The following is a 21682-nucleotide window of genomic DNA, read 5'->3' as shown; positions in this document are numbered from 1 at the left end:
TTGTGTTGTAGTTGTTGTTTGCGTAGTTAATGCCTAAAACCCAATGAAAAACCAAACTTTTTTATTCTTGTGTAAAAACAAAAAGAGGCACTTACGCACCTCTTTTTTATATTGATTATTTTCTGATACCCAATACTTTGATAATCTCACGATATCTGTTGATTTCTTTCTTTTTCAAGTAATCTAACAATGATCTTCTTTTACCTACTAGCAATACTAATGAACGCTCTGTGTTATAATCATGACGATTTTTTTTCAAGTGCTCAGTTAAGTGGCTAATTCTGAAAGTGAATAAAGCGATTTGTGCTTCAGCTTTTCCAGTGTTTGTTTTTTCTCCGTGTTGTGCGAAGATTTCTTCTTTAATCTCTTTAGTTAAATACATTCCAATATTTGTTTAATGATTTTTATGTATGTCATACAGCTATTGTAAGACGGGTGCAAAAGTAATTAATAATTATCAATTAATAATTATGAATTGTAAATTATTTTAAATCTTAATACAATTTTGCAACCTCCTCATTTACAAACTCCAAAAATCGTTCGTCCGCTTCTGTAAAAGGGTCAATCACATGACTGTCAATGTCTATTTGCCCAATGTTTTGCCCATTTGCAAATAAAGGAACAACAATTTCTGATTTTACAGTAAAGCTACAAGCAATATAGTTGTCTTGAGCGGCAACATCTGGCACAACAAAATTATCGTTTGAAACTGCTACTTGCCCACAAATTCCTTTTCCAAATGGGATAACGGTATGATCCGTTTCTGCTCCTACATAAGGACCTAGATGTAATGTTTTTGTATCGTGGTTTGCAAAATAAAAGCCTACCCAATTATAGTATTCTATGCTGGAATTTAAAAGTTGGCAAATGATCAATAATTTTTCGTCTCTTGTAAGTGAATTGTTTGATGTTATTGCTGTTACTTTTGGTTTCAATTCTTGAAATGTCATTTTGTTCAATTTTTATACAAAAGTATTTAAAGTCCTTAATCTTATTTATATTAAATTTGTTAAAAATTGCATTTTGAGAAAATATATTGTTTTGTATAAGCCTTTTTTGCTTTTTTTGGCAAAGTTTTTTTTAACCTACATAATATTAGCTTTTGTTTATCAAATGTTCTTAAATGGTTTTGAGAGCAATCAAACAGATTCAATTACAAAATTAGTCGCCCAAAACACAGAACAATTATTGAAACTGTTTCATGCTGATGTGGTACTTGAAGAAAATAAAACAGATGATTACATCAAATTGATTTACAATCAAAAATATGTTGCCAGATTGATTGAGGGGTGCAATGCGATTAGTGTTATTATTTTATTTATTTCGTTTGTAGTTTCTTTTTCAGGAAAATTAAAACCTACAGTTTTATATATTATCGGAGGAAGTTTAGGTATTTTTTTTTTAAATGTGATGCGAATTGCATTATTGTGTATTCTGATTTATTTTTTTCCTACACAAGAATCTATTTTACACGGTGTGTTTTTTCCGTTGTTTATTTATGGAGTCGTTTTTATTTTATGGGTAATTTGGGTTAATAAATTTTCATTATATGCTAAAAATTCTACTAACACATAAATTTAGATTTGTTGCGGCAGCACTGTTAGTGCTATTACTTATTTTAGTTCGCGCCTTTGAAGACCGTTTATTCTATGATCCTTTCTTAAATTATTTTAAAAGTGATTTTAATAATTTACCGCTACCTATTTATAGTCCATATCGTTTGTTTATAGGTTATTTATTTCGATATGGACTTAATACTATCATTTCGTTAGTGTTGCTTTATGTATTATTTAAAGATGTTGAGATAATTAAATTCGCTGCTATTTTGTATCTGCTTTTTTTTATGATTTTAATCGCTTCTTTTTATATGGTGATTAATTTTTATGGAGTGAATAATAATCTTTTTCTTTTTTATATTAGGAGGTTTTTAATTCAGCCTATTTTTGTCCTATTGTTTATTCCTGCTTTTTATTTCCAAAAGGTTAATAAATGATTTATTTTTATTATCTTTAATTTAATATTAAATCATTAATAATCAATAATTTAGAGTCATGAAAATAGTAAAACACTCTGGAGATATTGTTGATTTTGAGCCAGAAAAACTAAAGGTTTCATTGTTGAAATCTGGTGCTAGTCCTGTTATTGTTGAAGATATTTTGAATAAAATTAAAAATGAACTTTACGAAGGAATTTCAACCAAACATATTTATAAAAGAGCTTTTCTTTTATTAAAAAAAGAGGCTAATTCACATGCAGCCAGATACAATCTAAGAGCAGCACTTCAGTTGTTAGGTCCTGCTGGTTTTTTCTTCGAGAAATATATAGCTCGACTTTTTGATGCCGAAAAATATACAACTACCACAAATCTGGTTTTGCAAGGAAAGTGTGTTTCACATGAAATAGATGTTTTAGTAAAGAAAGATAATGTGATTTCGATGATAGAATGTAAGTTTCATTCTAGTAGGGAAGCTGCCTCAGATGTTAAAGTACCATTATATGTGCTTTCAAGATTTAATGATTTGAAAGATAGAAACCATATGATTTTTTCCAAAAAAGATACGGTATCAAAATGTTGGATTTCAACGAACAACCGATTCACCTCAGATGCAATAGCATTTGCTAAATGTTCTGGAATGAATTTATTGAGTTGGGATTATCCTAAAAATAATAGTTTGAAAACAAAAAACGATAATGACTGTCTTTATCCAGTCACTTGTTTAACCACTTTGTCACTTGCTGAAAAAGATAAATTATTATTTCTGGATGTGATTTTAGCCAAGGAATTGATAAATAATTCAGATGCTTTAGAAAAAATTAGTTTGAGTTCCAATAGGATTAAAAATGTTTTGAAAGAAGTTAGGGAATTGTGTAAATGTGTATAAAATAACTATTTGATTAATTGTTCATTATAAACACGGAATCATGAAAATAAAATTTATTGGAGGAGCTGGAACAGTTACAGGTTCAAAAACATTAGTAGAAAGTAATGGTGTGCGGATTTTGATAGATTGTGGACTTTTTCAAGGGATAAAACCTTTGCGAGAGCTTAATTGGAACCCTCTTCCAGTTTTGCCTTCAACTATTGATTTTGTTCTATTGACCCATGGACACTTAGATCATTGTGGTTGGTTGCCAGTTTTAGTTGAACAGGGATTTAAAGGAAAAATTTATTGTTCAAGCCCAACCAAGGATATTGCTAAGTTGATTCTTTTGGATAGTGGTAAAATTCAAGAAGAAGAAGCGTACAAAGCAAATAAGGAAAAATATTCTAAACATGAAGTCGCTAAACCTTTATATACTGCTGCGCAAGCCGAGAAAGTATTTCCTTTTTTTAGAGTTGTTAATGTAAAGGAAACAGTTCCACTGGATGCTGAAATTTCAGCAGTTTTTACAAATGCAGGACATATCATTGGGGCTTGTAGTGTAGAATTGAGTTTAGAAGGTAAAGTTTTGGTTTTTTCTGGAGATGTAGGTAGGGATAATGATGTTTTAATGTTTCCACCCACAAGGCCAACAAAAGGGGATTATATATTTCTGGAAAGCACTTATGGTAATCGTCTTCATCCTGAAACGGATGCGAAATTAGAATTGGAAACGTATATCAATTCTACTTTTAAAAATGGTGGGACAGTAATAATTCCCTCTTTTGCTGTAGAGCGGGCACAGAGTATAATGTATTTATTATGGAAGTTAAAAACGGATAAAAAAATCCCAGACATTGAATATATTATTGATTCCCCGATGGGAGTAAGTGCATTTGATGTTTTTTTTAACAATTTAAAATGGCATAAGCTTTCCATAGACGATTGCGTGGCTATGAGTAAAATGTTCACGATGATTACGGATTATAAAGATACAATAGAGGCTATTTATAATAAAAAACCAAAAGTAGTAATTGCTGCTAGTGGAATGGTGACTGGAGGACGTGTTTTAAGTTATTTAACAAATTACATTGGATTACCAGAGACTACTATTATTATTGTGGGGTACCAAGCGGAAGGAACTAGAGGACGCAAATTACTTGAAGGTGCCAAAGAAGTTAAAATTTACGGAAAATATTATCCTGTTTTAGCTAAAATTCTTGACATTGAAGGGCTGTCAGCACATGGTGATCAAAAGGATTTACTTAATTGGCTTTCGGCCTTAGAAAATAAACCTAAAAAAGTATTTTTAGTCCATGGGGAAAATATTCCTGCTGATGAGTTGCGTATAAAAATTAATGAACATTATGGATTTGATTGTGTCATTCCACTAATGGGACAAGAATTTGACCTTTAATCCTTCATATTGTAATTCAGTTGAATATACTATTAGGCGTAAAAAAACTAGATTGTTAAATCTGTACTAGAAGCATGTAGGGTTGTCATGGTATTTTAATTTTAGATTAATCGTTAATTAATCTTTAAAAAGATTCAATAAATTGTGGTTCATGTAAATTATACTTACTTTCACGCACAAAACATTTTTGAATAAAACCCCACAGAATGAATAGCTTTGATTGGAAGAATTTGATAGACCCACTTTTTTATATTCATTTTGATGTGAATGGAATAAAATTAGGGATATACATCGTATTGTTTATTGTTTTTGCCGAGACAGGATTGTTTGCTGGTTTCTTTTTACCTGGAGATAGTTTGCTATTTCTTGCTGGAATTTACAATCGTGAATTGATTGAAAATATATTGTTTATAGATAGTGATTTTATAAATGTTGTTCTCTTGTCGACAATGGTTGGGTTTGCAGGTATTTTAGGTAATATTGTCGGCTATTGGTTTGGATCAAAAAGCGGATACTATCTCTATAATAAAAAAGATACTTTTTGGTTTAAGAAAAAATACCTTGTTCAATCTAAAGATTTTTTTGAAAGGCATGGAGGTAGAGCAATTATTTTCGCTAGGTTTTTGCCAATATTTAGAACTTTCGCTCCTATTGTTGCTGGAATTGTGACTATGGATAAAAAGAAATTTATGTTTTATAATGTGGTTAGTTCTTTTCTATGGTCATTTATATTGATTTTCGCAGGACATTATTTATATGGATTTTTACTAGATAATTATCAAATAAATTTGAAAGAACATATTGAGTTAATCGTTATTGGTTTGGTAGTAATTACTTTATCGCCAGTACTAATCAAGTTAGCTAGAAAGCATCCAGTTTCAGAGGAATAAAACTAAAAAAGTAGTGCTTATTTGACGAAATATTATTTTCAAAAAAAAGTATAAATAAAAAATCCGTTCAACATTGTTGAACGGATTTTTTTATATCTAGAAGGGTTTGATATTACATCATTCCTGGCATTCCGCCTCCCATTGGCATTCCGCCTCCGTTATCTTCTTTAATGTCAATTAATGCACACTCAGTAGTAAGAATCATTCCAGCAACTGATGCTGCATTTTCTAATGCTACACGTGTTACTTTTTTAGGGTCGATAATTCCTGCTTTTAGCATATCTACATATTCATCAGTTTTGGCGTTATAACCAAAATCACCTTTTCCTTCAGCTACTTTTGCTACAACTACAGAACCTTCAAGACCTGCATTTTCAACAATAGTTCTTAATGGAGATTCTACTGCACGAGATACAATTTGAATTCCTGTTGCTTCGTCAGCATTGTCTGCTTTTACAGTAGTTAATGCATTTTTAGCTCTTAATAGTGCAACACCACCACCAGCAACAATACCTTCTTCAACAGCAGCACGAGTTGCATGTAATGCATCATCTACTCTGTCTTTTTTCTCTTTCATTTCTACTTCAGAAGCAGCTCCAACATAAAGAACCGCAACACCGCCAGCTAATTTAGCTAAACGCTCTTGCAATTTTTCTTTGTCATAATCAGAAGTTGTAGCCTCCATTTGACCTTTAATTTGGTTCACACGATTTTTGATCATGTCAGCTTCACCAGCTCCGCTTACAACAGTAGTATTGTCTTTATCGATAGTCACTTTTTTAGCAGTTCCTAACATTTCAATTGTTGTGTTTTCTAAAGTATAACCTCTTTCTTCAGAAATTACAGTTCCACCAGTTAAAATTGCAATATCTTCAAGCATTGCTTTTCTTCTGTCTCCAAAACCGGGTGCTTTTACAGCCGCAATTTTTAATGCTCCTCTTAATTTATTTACTACCAATGTAGATAACGCTTCACCATCAACATCTTCAGCAATAATTAATAAAGGTTTTCCAGATTGTGCTACTGGCTCTAATACAGGAAGTAATTCTTTTAGTGAAGAAACTTTTTTATCATATAATAAAATGTAAGGGTTTTCTAATTCCACTTCCATTTTTTCAGGATTTGTAACAAAATATGGAGAAAGATATCCTCGGTCAAATTGCATTCCTTCAACAACGTCAACATAAGTATCAGTTCCTTTAGCTTCTTCAACTGTGATAACACCTTCTTTTCCTACTTTTGCAAAAGCAGTAGCAATCAATTCACCAATTACTTCGTCATTATTAGCAGAAATAGAAGCGATTTGTTTGATTTTTTCAGAATCAGTACCTACTACTTTTGATTGTTTTGCTAAGTCAGCAACAATGGCCTCAACAGCTTTGTCAATACCGCGTTTCAAATCCATTGGATTTGCACCTGCAGCAACGTTTTTTAAGCCTTCTTTTACAATAGCTTGTGCTAAAACTGTTGCAGTTGTAGTACCGTCTCCAGCTAAATCATTAGTTTTAGAAGCGACTTCTTTAACCATTTGAGCTCCCATGTTTTCTAATGGGTCTTTTAATTCAATTTCTTTTGCTACAGTAACACCATCTTTAGTTACATTTGGTCCACCAAAAGATTTTCCGATGATTACATTACGACCTTTTGGTCCTAGAGTCACTTTTACTGCATTAGCCAATGCATCTACACCACGTTTTAGTCCGTCACGTGCTTCAATATCAAATTTTATATCTTTTGCCATCTTAATTTTTTTTGTTTAATGTTTGAAATTTTTTTGTTTAAAGTTTCATTTTAGGATTCGAAAATTGAAACCTGACCCGAACGATAGTGAACAGGCGAAGCAAACTTGAAACAAAATTTAAATTATTGCAAGAATATCATCTTCTCTCATTATCAAGTAATCTTTACCTTCCAATTTTAATTCAGTACCTGCATATTTACCGTAAAGAACAGAATCACCAATTTTAACAGTCATGGAGTGATCTTTTGTTCCGCTTCCTACAGCAACAACAGTTCCTTTTTGTGGTTTCTCTTTTGCAGTATCTGGAATGAAAATTCCTGAAGCAGTTTTTGTTTCAGCAGCAACTGGTTCAATAAGAACACGGTCTGAAAGTGGTTTAATGTTTAAAGCCATAATTATATGTTTTTATTGTTTTATATAGATTGTTAATACGATTTCAGAAATTGTGCCATCTTGCTATAACTGACACATTTTCTTATAAAAAATGCCAGCTTTGACAGGCTGGCACTTAGTAATATTTATATAATGTAAATTATTTTGCAGGTGTTGTTGGTGCAGGTGTGTTTTGTACTGGCGAAGCAGGAGCTGCAGTTTGTGTATTGTCAATGATTTTAGAATCAGTATCGCTTAATGTTCCAGTAAAACTCAAACTAGAAAGTAATATTAATGCAATTAAAATTGTAGCTAATGTCCAAGTACTCTTGTCCAAAAAGTCTGTTGTTTTTTGTACACCACCCATTTGAGTCGATCCTCCTAATGTAGAAGAAAGTCCACCACCTTTAGGGTTTTGAACCATTATTACTACGATCAATAGAAAACAAACTATTGTGATTAAAACTAAAAAAATTGAAAATGTGCTCATTGTTTAATTATTATTGTTTTGTTGTAAAATCTTAATATCCGATATACGGTCTGCAAAGAAACTACTTTTTTCTGGATATTTCAAAATTAATATATCATAAGCTTGAATCGCTTTTTGATATTTTTTTTGTTCCAAATAGACTCTTGCCAAAGTTTCGGTCATTAATGACGAATTATCGTCTTTATTAATGTCAATATGAATAGTGGAAGGTACTCCATGTTTTACAGGTGAAATCTTAGGACTTGATTCGATAAAGCGGTCAATTAGTTTTGCTTTTTTCTTTTTTGTCTCATCCAGAACAGTGTTTTCTGGAGTTTTATTGACTTCGGGTTCTCTTATTATAGGTTGTGTTCTAGAAAGCTGAAGCCATTCCTGAAAAGAGTGTGTCTCATTTTTAGAAAAATCCAAAGGCTTGCCTATGGCCAATTTTTCTTCAACTATTTTTGTGCTGTCAATAGTTTCATTTGAAGCTTTCTTAATAGAAGTGAGAATAGATTGTTCTATAGGTGTTTTCTCTATCTTTAAATTTTCTTTTGAAATAACGACTTCACTATCGATTACAGTTATGTCAAGAAGCTCAAGTGATTTCTTGTCATAAAATTCTTTTTGAATCGCAATAAAACTATCCGAAGTGATAAAATCAAATAAAACGGTTCTGTCTGTTGTATGGGCTGCCGTAACTTTTAATGCAAAATTATACTTAAAACTATTTTGATTATACAGTCCTTTTAATCGCAAAGCTCTTGCACTTTGAAAAAAAGGAAACTCATCCAGCACTTTTGTTAAAGCTTCTGTTTGATTTTCTGTAATCGTATTTGGTTTATTAATTAAGTAAGTATAATCGGTTACGTTCATAAATAGTTATTCAGTTGTATGTATTGTTTTGTAAATTATTTGAAATTATAATTTCATCTACCACTTAGCTAGTGACTCGTTAAAGATATCTTGTGTTATTCTGTCAAAAATTTCTTTTAAAGCATTACTCAAGGTTGCTCCGCCTAATTGTTGCGTAGCTGGATAATCATAATAAAATTCAAAAGTTTTTTCAAAATTATCTACTTCTTTATTTTTGTTTGTAAATCGAACATTTACTCTAATCTTTAAACGGTTTTGAGACGCTTTTTGATCCGCTGTTGCAGTCATTGGGCTTATTCTGTAATCTACAATTTCTCCTTCGTATGTCAAATCACCTCCTGTTTTCACTAAATTTAGGTTGGTTTGATTCTGTATAATATCTTGAAGCGCCAGTGTGAATGTACGGTCAATTCCGGGTTCAATCAGGTCAGCATTATTTTGAAAAAAGTTGACTTGAAATGTTTTGGCATCAATTTTTCCAGTTCCTGTAAAGTTATATACTGAGCAACTGTTAAGTGCAAATAGTAAAGCGATTAAGAGGGTATAGTGTAGTTTTTTCATTTTCATTTAAAAATTGCTACGTTAGTTGGCTAACGCTCGGTTCAAAGGTATTCAAAAAATAGTTTGTAAATATCTATTACTATTTGCTAATTTTTTAAAGGTCGAATTGCTTAATTTTTCGGTATAATGTCCTTTCAGAAATCCCAAGTTCATCTGCAGCTGCTTTACGTTTTCCTTTGTTTTTTTCTAATGATTTCTTAATCATTTCGATTTCTTTTTGTTCCAATCTTAAAACTTCTTCTTCTTCAATAGTCTCCGCAAACAAATAATTCTCGTCATTTTCTTCGTAACGTTCTTCTTTATTTGGTGTGGAAATTAAAGCAGTTCTTGGTTCTTCTTCAAAGTCTATTTCACTGTCATTTTCTTTCGAACCATATATTTTCTGAATTAAAGAAGGATTGATGTCCTGTGCTTTTGATGCACCACTTTTCATTAATTCTAGAGTTAGTTTTTTCAAATCATGTAAATCACTTTTCATGTCAAAAAGCACTTTGTATAAAATATCTCTTTCGGTACTAAAGTCGCTTTCTGCTTTTTTATCTTTAATAACCGATGGTAAGTTACTCCCTTCTGAAGGCAAATAGGATTGTAAGGTTTGAGCGGAAATGTCTCTATTTGTTTCTAATACTGAAATTTGTTCCGCTACATTTCGTAATTGACGGATGTTTCCACTCCAACGAAATTTTTGTAACACTTGAACTGCATTTTCATCTAGTTTTAATGGGGGCATTTTATATTTATGAGCAAAATCAGCAGCAAATTTTCTAAACAATAAATGAATATCATCTTTTCGGTCCCTTAAAGGAGGTAAAAGAATATCTACTGTACTTAAACGGTAATACAAATCTTCACGAAATTTTCCTTTTTCGATGGCATCAAATAAGTTGACGTTGGTTGCAGCTACAATACGAACATCTGTTTTTTGAACTTGAGAAGAACCTACTTTAATAAATTCGCCATTTTCTAAAACACGAAGTAATCTCACTTGGGTAGTTAATGGTAATTCACCTACTTCATCTAGGAAAATAGTTCCCCCATCAGCCACTTCAAAATACCCTTCACGGGTACTTGTTGCTCCCGTAAAAGCTCCTTTTTCATGACCAAAAAGTTCACTATCAATTGTTCCTTCAGGAATGGCACCACAGTTAACAGCAATATATTTACCGTGTTTTCTATGGGATAGCGAATGTATTATTTTAGGTATACTTTCTTTACCTACACCACTTTCACCTACAACCAGTACTGAAATATCGGTTGGGGCAACTTGAATGGCTTTTTCTATGGCACGATTTAATTTTGGATCATTTCCAATAATTTCAAATCGTTGTTTTATGGCTTGAACTGTATCCATTATTTTGTATTTAAAGTTTTGAGGTTTAAGTTTTCAAGTTCAAAATCGAACTCTATTTAATTAAACGATTCACTTTTGTAATTTATTTTTTTGTCAAAGTATCTTTTACAGTACTCGTTTTTTCTACTTTGTGCTTTGGAAAGTAGGTTCTAATTATATAAAACGTTCCCCCAAATCCTATGATGAAAGTAAGTATTGCTATGATTATTTGTTTTTTTGTCATTATTTAATATTGTAAAATAGTAATTTTTGTTTTTTGTCACAGATTTAAATAATTAAAAGATTTTCAAATAATCTGTGAGAATCTTTTGAATCTGTGGCTAACTTTTTTAATTCATTTCACTCAAGCCAACAGCTTCGCCTTTCAAAGTTCCGCTAGTACAAGAATTGATTTTTACATTTACAAAATCACCAATTTTATAATTCTCTTTCGGAAAAACTACAGTAATACTCTGCGAATTTCTACCTGAAAACTCTTCAGTCGATTTTTTCGAAACTTTTTCAACTAAGACTTCTACCGTTTGTCCAATAAATTCTTCTGATCGCAACCAAGCGTGTTTTTGTTGTAAGTCTACAATTTCCTGCAATCTTCGGGCTTTAGTTTCTTCGGTTACATCGTCATCCATTTTTCTTCCAGCCAAAGTTCCAGGGCGTTCAGAATACGAATACATATAACCAAAATTATATTTCACATATTCCATTAAACTCAATGTGTCTTGATGATCTTCTTCAGTCTCAGTTGGGAAACCAGCAATCATATCTTGTGAAATAGAACTGTTTGGAATTATGGTTCTTATTTTATCAATCAAAGTCATGTATTCTTCACGAGTGTGCAAGCGGTTCATTTCTTTTAGAATTCTATTGCTTCCTGATTGAACAGGCAGGTGAATGTGTTTACATATATTATTGTGTTTTGCAATCACATGTAAAACACTCTCATGCATATCCTGAGGATTGGATGTTGAAAATCGAATTCTCATTTTAGGAAAACCTTCAGCGACCATTTCTAGTAATTGATCAAAATCTACTGCTGTTGCTTTTTGCATTTCAGAGGCATTTTCAAAATCTTTTTTCAAACCACCACCGTACCAAAGGTAACTGTCAACATTTTGTCCTAAAAGAGTAATTTCTTTAAACCCTTTATCCCATAAATCCTGAATTTCTTTCATGATACTTTGTGGCTCACGACTCCTTTCACGACCGCGGGTAAATGGAACTACGCAAAAAGTACACATGTTATCACAGCCACGAGTTATAGAAACTAATGCGGTTATTCCATTACTCATCAATCGAACAGGAGAAATATCACCATACGTTTCATCTTTCGATAAAATTACATTTATGGCATCACGACCTTCTTCAACTTCTGCTAATAGATTAGGTAAATCTTTATAGGCATCAGGACCTACTACAAGATCTACAATTTTTTCCTCTTCTAAAAATTGACTTTTAAGGCGTTCCGCCATACAGCCTAAAACACCCACTTTCATTTTAGGGTTAATGCGTTTTACTGCATTGTATTTTTCTAAACGTTTACGAACAGTTTGTTCTGCTTTATCTCTAATGGAACAAGTATTTACTAAAACCAAATCGGCTTCTTCCAGAACTTGCGTTGTATTGTATCCATTTACGGATAATATGGAAGCAACGATCTCACTGTCCGAAAAGTTCATCGCACAACCATAGCTTTCTATAAATAATTTTTTTGTATTCTCAGGTTTGTTTTCCAGAACAAGACTTTCGCCTTGTTTACTTTCTTCAATAATCTTTTCCATTGTATATTTTAAAAACGCAAAGATAAGGCAATTTCAATCAATATGACAAGATGTCAGACGAAGAATTAACATTGTTTTAAGTCATTTTGGGAATACTATTTTAACAGCTGTTTCTTACTTTTTGTTTCGAGGTTTTATAAAAAAATAAGGATTACAAGTATTATAAAGCGCTACTTTCGGTCGCTTTTAAGGCACCAAAATCGGAAGTTTTTTGTAGGTTTTCCCCAGCTATCTAGACTGAGGATAGGGCGTTATTTTATTGTAAGGATTCCACATTGATCTTGTGGAAATAATTAGTTTGTAATTGAAAAATTAAATATTTTTATGTCTTTTATACCCATATATACGAAATCAAAATTACTTTCAATTTTTTGACAAATAGATGTTTATCTCATTAATAGGAAAAGCAGTACTGTCTGTGTATTTAAATTTATTTTTCAATCCTTAAAAGCGGGTAAAGGCGATAACTCAATTCTAAAAAGATGGAGTTTCTACTACTATGATCATTGCAGTTGTTATTTGTGATTATTTAAGCCGCTTTAAAGTAGTGTGTAAACTTAAATTCGTTTAAGGGAATTTTATCAGAAACGATAGTGTGTTTTTTTACAAGTCAAGTTGCCTCTGTAAGTGAAATTACAGAGGTTATTATTATTATTATTTAAGTTAGGGTTATATGAGCAATAAATATAATAATGCAGCCAAGCTTGAACCTACGATTGGGCCTATAATAGGAACCCAGGCATAACTCCAGTCGCTGTTTCCTTTTAGAAGTATTGAATGTACAATTCTAGGGCCTAGGTCTCGAGCTGGGTTAATAGCGTATCCCGTTGTGCCACCTAGGCTTAATCCAATTGCCCATACAAGAATTGCTACAGGTAGAGCACCTATTGAACCTAATCCAATTTTAGCATCAGCGGCTACTGCAATACTTACATTAGGACCTGCGAGATAAAAAATCACAAAAATAAGTACAAAGGTTCCTATGATTTCGCTTATTAAGTTAGATGAATAGTTTCGTATAGCTGGACCTGTACTAAAACAAGCTAATTTTGCGGCTTCATCTTCAGTAGCGGCGAAATGATCTTTATGTGATAGCCAAACTAAGAAAGCGCCTAGCATAGCTCCAATCATTTGAGCGATTATATAGGTCGCTACTTGACTCCAGGCAAATTTACCAATAATTGCTAGTCCAAGTGTTACAACAGGATTTAGATGCGCTCCACTTACTGGGCCAGCCACAGCGACACCTACAAAAACAGCAAAAGCCCATGCTGTAGTAATTACAATCCAACCTGAATTGTTTCCTTTTGTTCCTTTAAGAACTACGTTTGCAACTACTCCGTTGCCTAATAAAATCATTAGCATAGTGCCAATAATTTCTGCTATAAATGGTGTCATCTTTTGGTGTTTTTTTTGGTTACAATTAATCTTCGATCCAGTTTGAAGCTCGTCCAACAGCTCTGTCCCACTTATGTACTAATATCTCGACTTCATTTCTTGGCATTTCCGGGGTGAATTCACGGTCAATTGACCATTGTTGTTGTAAATCGTCCACACTTTTCCAATATCCAATTGCTAGTCCAGCTAAGTATGCTGCTCCTAAAGCAGTTGTTTCTAGTGTTTTTGGTCTAATTACTTTAAAATTAAATAAATCAGATTGGAATTGCATCATTAAATTATTTGCTGCAGCTCCTCCGTCCACCCTTAATTCGGTTCCTTTTTTACCAAAATCAGCTTCCATAGCTTTGACTAAATCGTATACTTGGTAGGCGATTCCTTCAAGAGTAGCGCGGGCAATATGTGCATTTGTTGTTCCTCTTGTTATTCCTACAATTGCGCCTCTTGCATACTGATCCCAATATGGAGCGCCAAGACCTGTTAATGCTGGCACGAAATAAACGCCACCATTATCTGGAACTTGTGATGCTAAAGCTTCGATTTCTTCTGCTGATTCAATTATTTTAGCTCCATCTCGCAGCCATTGTACGGCAGCACCTCCTACAAAAACACTTCCTTCTAATGCGTACGTTGTTTTTCCGTTGATTTTCCAAGCTATCGTAGTTAGTAAATTGTTTTTGGAATAAACAGGTTTTTCTCCAGTATTCATTAACATGAAACAACCCGTTCCGTATGTGTTTTTAACCATACCAGGCTTTGTGCATAATTGACCAAAAAGTGCTGCTTGTTGGTCTCCAGCAACCCCTGCAATAGGGATTTTTGTTGCGAATAATGTGGTGCAAGTTTCTCCGTATATTTCGCTACTTTCTTTTACTTCGGGAAGCATTGCTCTTGGAATGTCAAATAACTCAAGTAGTTCAGTGTCCCATTCTAGTGTGTGGATGTTTAATAATAATGTTCGACTGGCATTAGAAACATCTGTCATGAACATGGCTCCACGAGTAAGTTTCCAGATTAGCCATGTGTCTACAGTTCCAAAACATAGTTTTCCTTGTTCCGCTTTTTCACGCGCTCCAGGAACATTGTCTAAAATCCATTTTACCTTTGTCCCAGAAAAATAAGCATCTAAAACTAAACCGGTCTTTTTCTGGATCATTTCTGCGTGTCCTTTTGCTTTTAACTCATCACAATACTTTGCGGTTCTTCGATCTTGCCAAACAATTGCGTTGTAAATAGGTTCGCTAGTTTCTCTGTCCCAGACAATTGTAGTTTCTCTTTGATTTGTAATGCCAATTGCAGCAATTTGTTTTCCGTTTATTCCTGTTTTTGCAATGACTTCGGCAGCAACACTAATTTGGGAAGACCAAATTTCGTTTGGATCGTGTTCAACCCATCCTGGTTTAGGGAATATTTGCTCAAATGACTTTTGAGATATGTTTACTATTTCTCCACTATGGTTAAAGATGATTGCTCTTGATGATGTTGTCCCTTGGTCGAGGGCAAGGATTAATTTATTTTGCATGGTTGGCATTTATAGTTAAAGATTAATTTATTTTAAATTCCGATAAAAGGAATCCGTTGGCTAAAGTCTTAAATTCGGTTATTTGTTTTTCTGTCCAATCTTCATCGTGTCCAAGTTCTTTAGCGATCAATTGAGCTACTTTTTTTGAAACGGCAATAGCTGCACGAGCATCTAAAAATAAGAGGCGTACTCTTCTTGAAAGCACATCGTCAACTGTTCTTGCCATTTCATAGCGAATTGCCCATGCAACTTCTGCCATGGTATAATCATAATTTGGATGGAGTTTTTGTTTTAATTCGGGTTCTTCATTTTGTAATTCTAGTATTTTAGGAGCATCAGTTCCGTATATGTATAGGTGGTTTTCGCGATCAACAGTGTTTGTTTTAATATTTCCATGAATGGATATGTGTTCTGTTTGACATTCTTTTTTAGGTAGATGTCTTACAGTTATCGCTTTGTCAATAATATCCTCAGCAATTTTTCTATAAGTGGTCCATTTTCCGCCTGTGATAGTGATTAATCCAGTTTCAGAAACAATTATTTTGTGACTTCGTGAAACTTCTTTCGTGCTTTTTCCTTCTTTTTCTGGAGCTGCAAGTGGTCTTAATCCAGCAAAAACGGACAGTACATCTGCGCGTGTGGGCTTTTTTGCTAAGAATCGCTGTGCTGTCTCTAATACGAATTCAATTTCTTTTTCTAATGCTATAGGTTCTAAACTGTGACTCTTGATTAGTGTATCAGTTGTTCCAACTACAATTTTATCATGCCAGGGCACTGCAAATAAAACACGTCCATCACTTGTTTTAGGAATCATCAATGCGTAGTCACTAGGTAGGAACGATATGTCAAAGACAAGATGGATGCCTTGACTTGGAACAATGTATTTTCTATAAACAGTATCGTTTAGTTTCATTATTGCATTAGTAAAAACTCCAGTTGCGTTTATGATCGCTTTTCCTTTTAACTCAAATACCTCTCCAGTTTCTTGGTTTTTTACTTGCACACCAGTAACTTGGTTTTTACTGTCCTTTAATAAGTTAACTACTTTGGTGTAGTTTAAAAGGCAGGCTCCTTTTTCCACGGCGGTCTGACCAATATTGATGGCTAAACGTGAATCGTCAAATTGACCGTCTTGATAGATAACACCACTAACTAATCCTTTTTGTTCAACTGTGGGAAGTAACTCAATTGTTCTTTTCTTTGAAATATATTTAGATTTGCCTAAGCTTAATTTACCAGCTAACATGTCGTAAATGGTAAGTCCTATAGTGTAAAAATAACCGCCCCACCAATTATAGTTGGGTATAACGAAAGATTGGTTTTTAACAAGATGACCAGCATTTTGGGCCATTAAACCTCTTTCTTTAAGAGCTTCTCTTACAAGAGAGATATCACCTTGCTCAAGATAACGTACACCACCGTGAACTAGTTTAGTACTTCTACTTGAGGTGCCTTTTGCGAAATCTACTGCTTCAACTAAAATCGTTTTGTACCCTCTGCTAGCAGCATCAAGTGCAGTTCCTAGTCCGCTGGCCCCTCCACCAATGATGATTACATCCCATTCTGGTGTTTGTTTTAGTTTTGTTAATTGTTCGGATAGTTTCATTGTGTGTTATATTTGTTGTTTTGTAGCTTCGATTACTTTCGAATAACAAACATAATGAAATTAAATGAAGGTAAAATTATTTAAATGAAATTTATTTATATATTTTATTTTTGTACCTTTAAAAATAACCAAAATTAAGCAACAGGAGAGATATTATGACTATAATCAATAGAAGGCAAGAAGATATACTTAAAGAATTAGATCAAAAAGGATATGTGAATGTGGTTGATTTATGTGAAACACATAATGTTTCAACCGTAACCATACGAAAGGATTTAAATTTTTTGGAAAACGAAAAACTTTTGCATCGTACGCATGGAGGAGCTAGTAAACAGCCTATTTATGCTTTTGAAAGGGATGTAAGTGATAAGGAAACGTTGCAGGTAGAGCAAAAAAAACAAATTGCAGAAGAAGCCTTGAAGTATATTAGTAATAATGATTATATTATATTAGGGTCGGGTTCCAATATTCATTATTTATCACGTATTATTAAAGGTTTTCATAAATTAACAGTCCTTACGCCATCGTTAAAGGTTTCGTTAGAGCTTTGTAAAGATACAAGTATTGATACAATTCAATTAGGTGGAGATATTCGAAATAGTTCGACTTCGGCAGTTGGGCCTATTGCAGAAGCCACTTTAGGTCAGTTTTCTTGTAATAAGTTGTTTCTAGGAACGGATGGTCTTCATTTAGAATTTGGTTTGAGTACGTCAAATGCTCTTGAGGCACATCTTAATAAAGCGATGATTGACGTGGCTGAGAAAGTTATCGTGTTAGCAGATTCTACAAAAATGAATATTAGGGGGTTTGGTAAAATTTGTAATTTAAATAAAATTGACGTTTTGATTACGGATAGTGGTATTGATAACGAAACAAAAGTAAAACTAGAAGAATTTGGTATTGATGTTGTCGTTGCTGGAAAAGGATGATTCTTATTAATTAATGTATACGTATTAGTTGTAAAAGAATTGATTTTATTGGTTTTAATGATTGTTATTAGTTACCGTTTTAGGGATTAGTTTTTGGATGAAAAATATTTTAAAAATTTTCAAAAGCCCAATATTTAAAAAAAACTTCTACTTTTGTCCTAGAAAAATAGAGCAATGGCAAAGAATTTAGTAATAGTTGAGTCACCTGCAAAGGCAAAAACAATCGAGAAATTTTTAGGAAGTGATTTCCAAGTAGAGTCAAGTTATGGGCATATTGCCGACTTGCCTTCAAAGGAAATTGGTGTAGATGTAGAGAATGGTTTTAAACCTAAATATGAAGTTTCGGCTGATAAAAAAGCATTAGTAACCAAGCTAAAAGGATTGGCTAAAAAAGCCGAAATGGTTTGGTTAGCAAGTGATGAGGATCGAGAGGGGGAAGCTATTTCTTGGCATTTATCGGAAGAATTAAAATTAGATGCAAAAAAAACAAAGCGTATTGTTTTTCATGAGATTACTAAAAATGCCATTTTAAAAGCAATTGATAATCCTCGCGAGATTGATTATAATTTAGTGAATGCGCAGCAAGCACGTCGCGTTTTAGATCGATTGGTAGGTTATGAATTATCTCCTGTTCTTTGGAGAAAAATAAAAGGCGGACTTTCAGCAGGTCGTGTACAATCAGTATCCGTTCGTTTAATTGTGGAGCGTGAAAGAGAAATTCAAAATTACAATTCAATTGCAACTTATTCTGTTGTTGCAGAATTTACTAACGAAGCAGGAAAGTCATTCAAAGCAAAGCTGCCTAAGAATTTCAATACTAAAAAAGAAGCCGAAGATTTTTTAAATAAAAATGTAGGTTCTACTTATAAGGTTTCAGATTTAGAAACGAAACCGACAAAAAAATCACCAACAGGTCCGTTTACAACTTCAACTTTACAACAAGAAGCGGCACGCAAGTTGTACTTGCCAGTTGGAATTACTATGCAATTAGCACAACGTTTATACGAAGCTGGACTTATCACTTATATGAGAACCGATAGTGTTAACTTGTCTAAGGATGCTATGGATGCGGCTCAAGCTGAAATTATTAAATCTTATGGTAAGGAGTTTTCTAAGCCTCGTACTTTTGTCAATAAAAGTAAAGGAGCTCAAGAAGCGCATGAGGCGATTCGTCCTACGGATATGTCAAGACACACTGTAAATATTGACAGAGACCAAGCTCGATTGTATGACTTAATTTGGAAAAGAACATTGGCTTCCCAAATGAGTGATGCGCAACTGGAAAGAACAAACGTAAAAATTGAAGCTAATAATCACGGAGAGTTGTTTACAGCTTCTGGTGAAGTATTGCTATTTGAAGGGTTTTTAAAAGTATATCTTGAAGGTCATGATGACGATGAAGAGGAGCAAGAAGGAATGCTTCCTGCAATGAAAGTCAATGAAAAGTTATTAAATAACTACATCACTGCTACAGAAAGATATTCAAGACCACCAGCTCGTTATACTGAAGCTTCTTTAGTAAAAAAATTAGAAGAACTAGGGATTGGGCGCCCATCTACTTATGCTCCAACTATTTCTACAATTATAAATAGAAACTATGTAGAGAAAGGAAATCTTGACGGTCAGGAGCGTAATTATACTCAACTTACTTTGCAATCAAATAAAGTAGGAGAGAAGTTACTTAAAGAAAATACCGGTTCAGATAAGGGAAAATTAGTGCCAACAGATATTGGAACTATTGTTACTGATTTCTTGGTTAAGAATTTTGGAAACATATTAGATTACAACTTTACCGCCAAAGTTGAACAGGATTTTGATGAAATTGCAGAAGGAAATGTTGATTGGGCAGTAATGATGAAAGAATTCTACGATCAATTTCATCCAATAGTTAAAGATGTAGAGGCAAATGCTGAAAGAGAAAGTGGAGAGCGAATTTTAGGAACAGATCCAAAAAGTGGAAAGCCAGTTTCTGTTCGTTTAGGAAAGTTTGGACCTATGGCTCAAATTGGAGCTGCAGATGATGAAGAGAAAAAGTTTGCTAGTTTGATGGCAGACCAAAATATAGGAAATATAAATTTAGAAGAAGCATTAAATTTATTTTTGCTTCCTAAAAATTTAGGAGAATACAAAGGAGAAGAGGTCGAAGTGAGTAATGGTCGTTTTGGTCCCTATATTCGTCATGGTGCTGCATTTGTATCTTTGCCAAAAGGAGAGAATCCACTTGACGTTGATTTTAAAAGAGCGCAAGAGTTAATTGACGAAAAAGCAATTGCTGACGCTCCAATAGCTGTTTATAAAGGAGAAGGAGTTCAAAAAGGAACTGGCCGTTTTGGTCCTTTTATAAAATGGAATGGTTTATTTATTAATGTAAGTAAAAAATATAATTTTGATAATTTATCGCAATCGGACATAGAAGCATTGATTGAAGATAAATTACAGAAAAATATCGACAAGGTATTACACAACTGGGTTGAAGAAGGGATTTTAGTTGAAAAAGCACGTTGGGGTCGTTCCGTTATTACTAAAGGAAAAATTAAAATTGAACTGAGTAAGGACGTAGATGCTACTAAATTAACTTTGGAAGAAGTTCAAGAGATGATTGCTAAGAAAACACCAGCTAAAAAGGCAGCAGCTAAAAAAGCTCCAGCTAAAAAGGTAGTTGTGAAAAAAGTTGCTATTAAGAAACCTGTTGTAAAAAAGAAATAAAATGGAATTTGATTTTTTAAAACCCATTGATAGTGATTTTTTGGAAAAGTTGTCTTCTCAGCAATTGGGAAGTAAAATTGTTTTTCACACTAAAGATCAATTTCCGGATTTAAATAAAATTAATATCGCTGTGATTGGTGTACTGGAAAATCGCGGAAGCGATACTGCATTTTCGGAAGTGGATATAATGGCTATTCGAAAAGAATTGTACAGTATGTTTCCGGGAAATTGGGACGCTTCAATTGCGGATTTAGGAGATATTCTTGCCGGAGATACGATTACCGATACTTATTTTGCTTTACGTAAAGTAGTTTCTAATTTGATAAAAAATAAAATTATTCCAATTGTTATAGGAGGTTCTCAAGATTTGACCTATGCCTTATATAGAGCATATGACGAATTAGAACAAATGGTTAACCTAGTTTCTATAGATAGTAAATTTGATTTTGGAAAAGAAAATGAAGAAACATCTTCAAATTCTTATTTGACCAAGATAATAATTGACGAACCTAATAATCTCTTTAATTATTGTAATATAGGATATCAAACCTATTATAATTCTCAAGAAGAGATAGATTTAGTTGAAAAGCTATTTTTTGATGGATATCGCTTGGGTGAAATTTCTAATAATATAGCTTTGGCTGAACCCGTTTTTAGGGATGCTGACATCGTTAGCCTTGATTTGAATTCTGTAAAGTCCTCAGATTCAGGAAATTTCAGTATATTTACGCCTAATGGTTTTAATGGAAAAGAGATTTGTTCCTTGTCAAGGTATGCTGGTATAAGTGATAAAGTATCCATGTTTGGGATATTTAATCATAATAATTCTGTACAGGAATCAGTATTAGTTGCACAAATTATTTGGTATTTTATTGAAGGGTTTCATTATCGTTCTAATGAATATCCTTTTGGAAGTAGAGAAAATTATATAAAATATATAGTTCCATCTGAAGAAGAAGTTTTAGTTTTTTATAAAAGTGATAAGACGGATAGATGGTGGATTGAAATTCCATTTATTTCAAATGGGAATAATAAATTGAAAAGAAATACGTTATTACCATGTTCTTATGATGAATATATAGGGGCATGTAATCAGGAATTACCTGAAAGATGGTGGAAGGCACAGCGTAAAAACAGTATTTAAAAATTGTTTTTAAGCTTACTGAATTTTTATTGTAAAAAATAATGTTGTTTAGTGTAAAATAATT

The 21682-nt window shown here is 33.1% G+C and carries 21 protein-coding genes; 8 read left to right on the top strand and 13 right to left on the bottom strand.

Annotated features, from left to right (window positions below; translation table 11 throughout):
* Positions 1-115: 115 nt before the first annotated feature.
* Both rpsO and AB3G33_RS00775 read right to left on the bottom strand, forming a co-directional pair.
* Entirely contained in the window at positions 116-382 is a 267-nt protein-coding gene (gene rpsO, locus AB3G33_RS00780; RefSeq protein WP_367755033.1) for a 30S ribosomal protein S15, read from the bottom strand.
* A gap of 112 nt (positions 383-494) precedes the next feature.
* Positions 495-950 (bottom strand): GAF domain-containing protein, encoded by a 456-nt coding sequence (locus AB3G33_RS00775; protein WP_367771909.1) that lies wholly within the window; start codon positions 948-950, stop codon positions 495-497.
* A 73-nt stretch (positions 951-1023) separates the two neighbouring features.
* Between AB3G33_RS00775 and xrtF the strand changes: the two genes are divergently transcribed.
* The 5 genes from xrtF to AB3G33_RS00750 all read left to right on the top strand — a co-directional run bounded on the left by xrtF (position 1024) and on the right by AB3G33_RS00750 (position 5168).
* Entirely contained in the window at positions 1024-1575 is a 552-nt protein-coding gene (gene xrtF / locus AB3G33_RS00770) for an exosortase family protein XrtF (RefSeq protein WP_367771907.1), read from the top strand.
* Positions 1550-1993 carry an exosortase F system-associated protein gene (locus tag AB3G33_RS00765; RefSeq protein WP_367771906.1) on the top strand — a complete coding sequence of 148 codons (444 nt, stop codon included), beginning with the start codon at positions 1550-1552 and terminating at the stop codon, positions 1991-1993. The genes xrtF and AB3G33_RS00765 overlap by 26 nt, the downstream gene beginning before the upstream one ends.
* A gap of 58 nt (positions 1994-2051) precedes the next feature.
* Positions 2052-2882: a restriction endonuclease gene (locus AB3G33_RS00760; protein ID WP_367771905.1), complete on the top strand. Its 831-nt coding sequence runs from the start codon at positions 2052-2054 to the stop codon at positions 2880-2882.
* 40 nt (positions 2883-2922) lie between these two features.
* Positions 2923-4278, top strand: a complete 1356-nt coding sequence (locus AB3G33_RS00755) for an MBL fold metallo-hydrolase (RefSeq protein ID WP_367771904.1) — start codon at positions 2923-2925, stop codon at positions 4276-4278.
* Between the two features lie 206 nt (positions 4279-4484).
* Positions 4485-5168 carry a DedA family protein gene (locus tag AB3G33_RS00750; RefSeq protein WP_367755021.1) on the top strand — a complete coding sequence of 228 codons (684 nt, stop codon included), beginning with the start codon at positions 4485-4487 and terminating at the stop codon, positions 5166-5168.
* 112 nt (positions 5169-5280) lie between these two features.
* On the opposite strand, the gene groL is transcribed toward AB3G33_RS00750, so the two are convergent.
* From groL to AB3G33_RS00695, 11 genes are all read right to left on the bottom strand, one after another.
* Positions 5281-6909 carry a chaperonin GroEL gene (gene groL / locus AB3G33_RS00745; protein WP_367771902.1) on the bottom strand — a complete coding sequence of 543 codons (1629 nt, stop codon included), beginning with the start codon at positions 6907-6909 and terminating at the stop codon, positions 5281-5283.
* Positions 6910-7026: 117 nt separating this feature from the next.
* Positions 7027-7302 carry a co-chaperone GroES gene (gene groES / locus AB3G33_RS00740; RefSeq protein ID WP_367755018.1) on the bottom strand — a complete coding sequence of 92 codons (276 nt, stop codon included), beginning with the start codon at positions 7300-7302 and terminating at the stop codon, positions 7027-7029.
* A gap of 139 nt (positions 7303-7441) precedes the next feature.
* Complete coding sequence (gene secG / locus AB3G33_RS00735) at positions 7442-7771, bottom strand: preprotein translocase subunit SecG (protein WP_367755016.1); 330 nt, start codon at positions 7769-7771, stop codon at positions 7442-7444.
* Between the two features lie 3 nt (positions 7772-7774).
* Positions 7775-8626: a tetratricopeptide repeat protein gene (locus AB3G33_RS00730; protein WP_367771900.1), complete on the bottom strand. Its 852-nt coding sequence runs from the start codon at positions 8624-8626 to the stop codon at positions 7775-7777.
* A 57-nt stretch (positions 8627-8683) separates the two neighbouring features.
* Positions 8684-9187, bottom strand: a complete 504-nt coding sequence (locus AB3G33_RS00725; protein WP_367771898.1) for an LptE family protein — start codon at positions 9185-9187, stop codon at positions 8684-8686.
* Between the two features lie 94 nt (positions 9188-9281).
* Complete coding sequence (locus tag AB3G33_RS00720; RefSeq protein WP_367771896.1) at positions 9282-10538, bottom strand: sigma-54 interaction domain-containing protein; 1257 nt, start codon at positions 10536-10538, stop codon at positions 9282-9284.
* 82 nt (positions 10539-10620) lie between these two features.
* Positions 10621-10761: a hypothetical protein gene (locus tag AB3G33_RS00715; RefSeq protein ID WP_367771894.1), complete on the bottom strand. Its 141-nt coding sequence runs from the start codon at positions 10759-10761 to the stop codon at positions 10621-10623.
* A gap of 106 nt (positions 10762-10867) precedes the next feature.
* Positions 10868-12313 carry a tRNA (N6-isopentenyl adenosine(37)-C2)-methylthiotransferase MiaB gene (miaB, locus tag AB3G33_RS00710; protein ID WP_367771892.1) on the bottom strand — a complete coding sequence of 482 codons (1446 nt, stop codon included), beginning with the start codon at positions 12311-12313 and terminating at the stop codon, positions 10868-10870.
* 669 nt (positions 12314-12982) lie between these two features.
* Positions 12983-13711 (bottom strand): MIP/aquaporin family protein, encoded by a 729-nt coding sequence (locus AB3G33_RS00705; protein WP_367771890.1) that lies wholly within the window; start codon positions 13709-13711, stop codon positions 12983-12985.
* A gap of 25 nt (positions 13712-13736) precedes the next feature.
* Entirely contained in the window at positions 13737-15233 is a 1497-nt protein-coding gene (glpK, locus tag AB3G33_RS00700) for a glycerol kinase GlpK (protein WP_367771888.1), read from the bottom strand.
* 22 nt (positions 15234-15255) lie between these two features.
* Complete coding sequence (locus tag AB3G33_RS00695; RefSeq protein WP_367771886.1) at positions 15256-16839, bottom strand: FAD-dependent oxidoreductase; 1584 nt, start codon at positions 16837-16839, stop codon at positions 15256-15258.
* 155 nt (positions 16840-16994) lie between these two features.
* On the opposite strand from AB3G33_RS00695, the gene AB3G33_RS00690 reads away from it, so the two are divergent.
* The 3 genes from AB3G33_RS00690 (at position 16995) to AB3G33_RS00680 (ending at position 21618) form a co-directional block, all read left to right on the top strand.
* On the top strand, positions 16995-17768 hold the full coding sequence (locus AB3G33_RS00690; RefSeq protein ID WP_367771884.1) for a DeoR/GlpR family DNA-binding transcription regulator: 774 nt from the start codon (positions 16995-16997) through the stop codon (positions 17766-17768).
* A gap of 174 nt (positions 17769-17942) precedes the next feature.
* Positions 17943-20474: a type I DNA topoisomerase gene (gene topA / locus AB3G33_RS00685; RefSeq protein ID WP_367771882.1), complete on the top strand. Its 2532-nt coding sequence runs from the start codon at positions 17943-17945 to the stop codon at positions 20472-20474.
* Position 20475: 1 nt separating this feature from the next.
* Positions 20476-21618, top strand: coding sequence for a formimidoylglutamase (locus tag AB3G33_RS00680; protein WP_367771880.1), 1143 nt, complete (start codon positions 20476-20478; stop codon positions 21616-21618).
* Positions 21619-21682 lie beyond the last annotated feature (64 nt).

The organism is Flavobacterium sp. WC2421, from assembly GCF_040822115.1.
Lineage (GTDB): Bacteria > Bacteroidota > Bacteroidia > Flavobacteriales > Flavobacteriaceae > Flavobacterium.
This window is presented reverse-complemented; position numbering and strand designations above follow the sequence as displayed.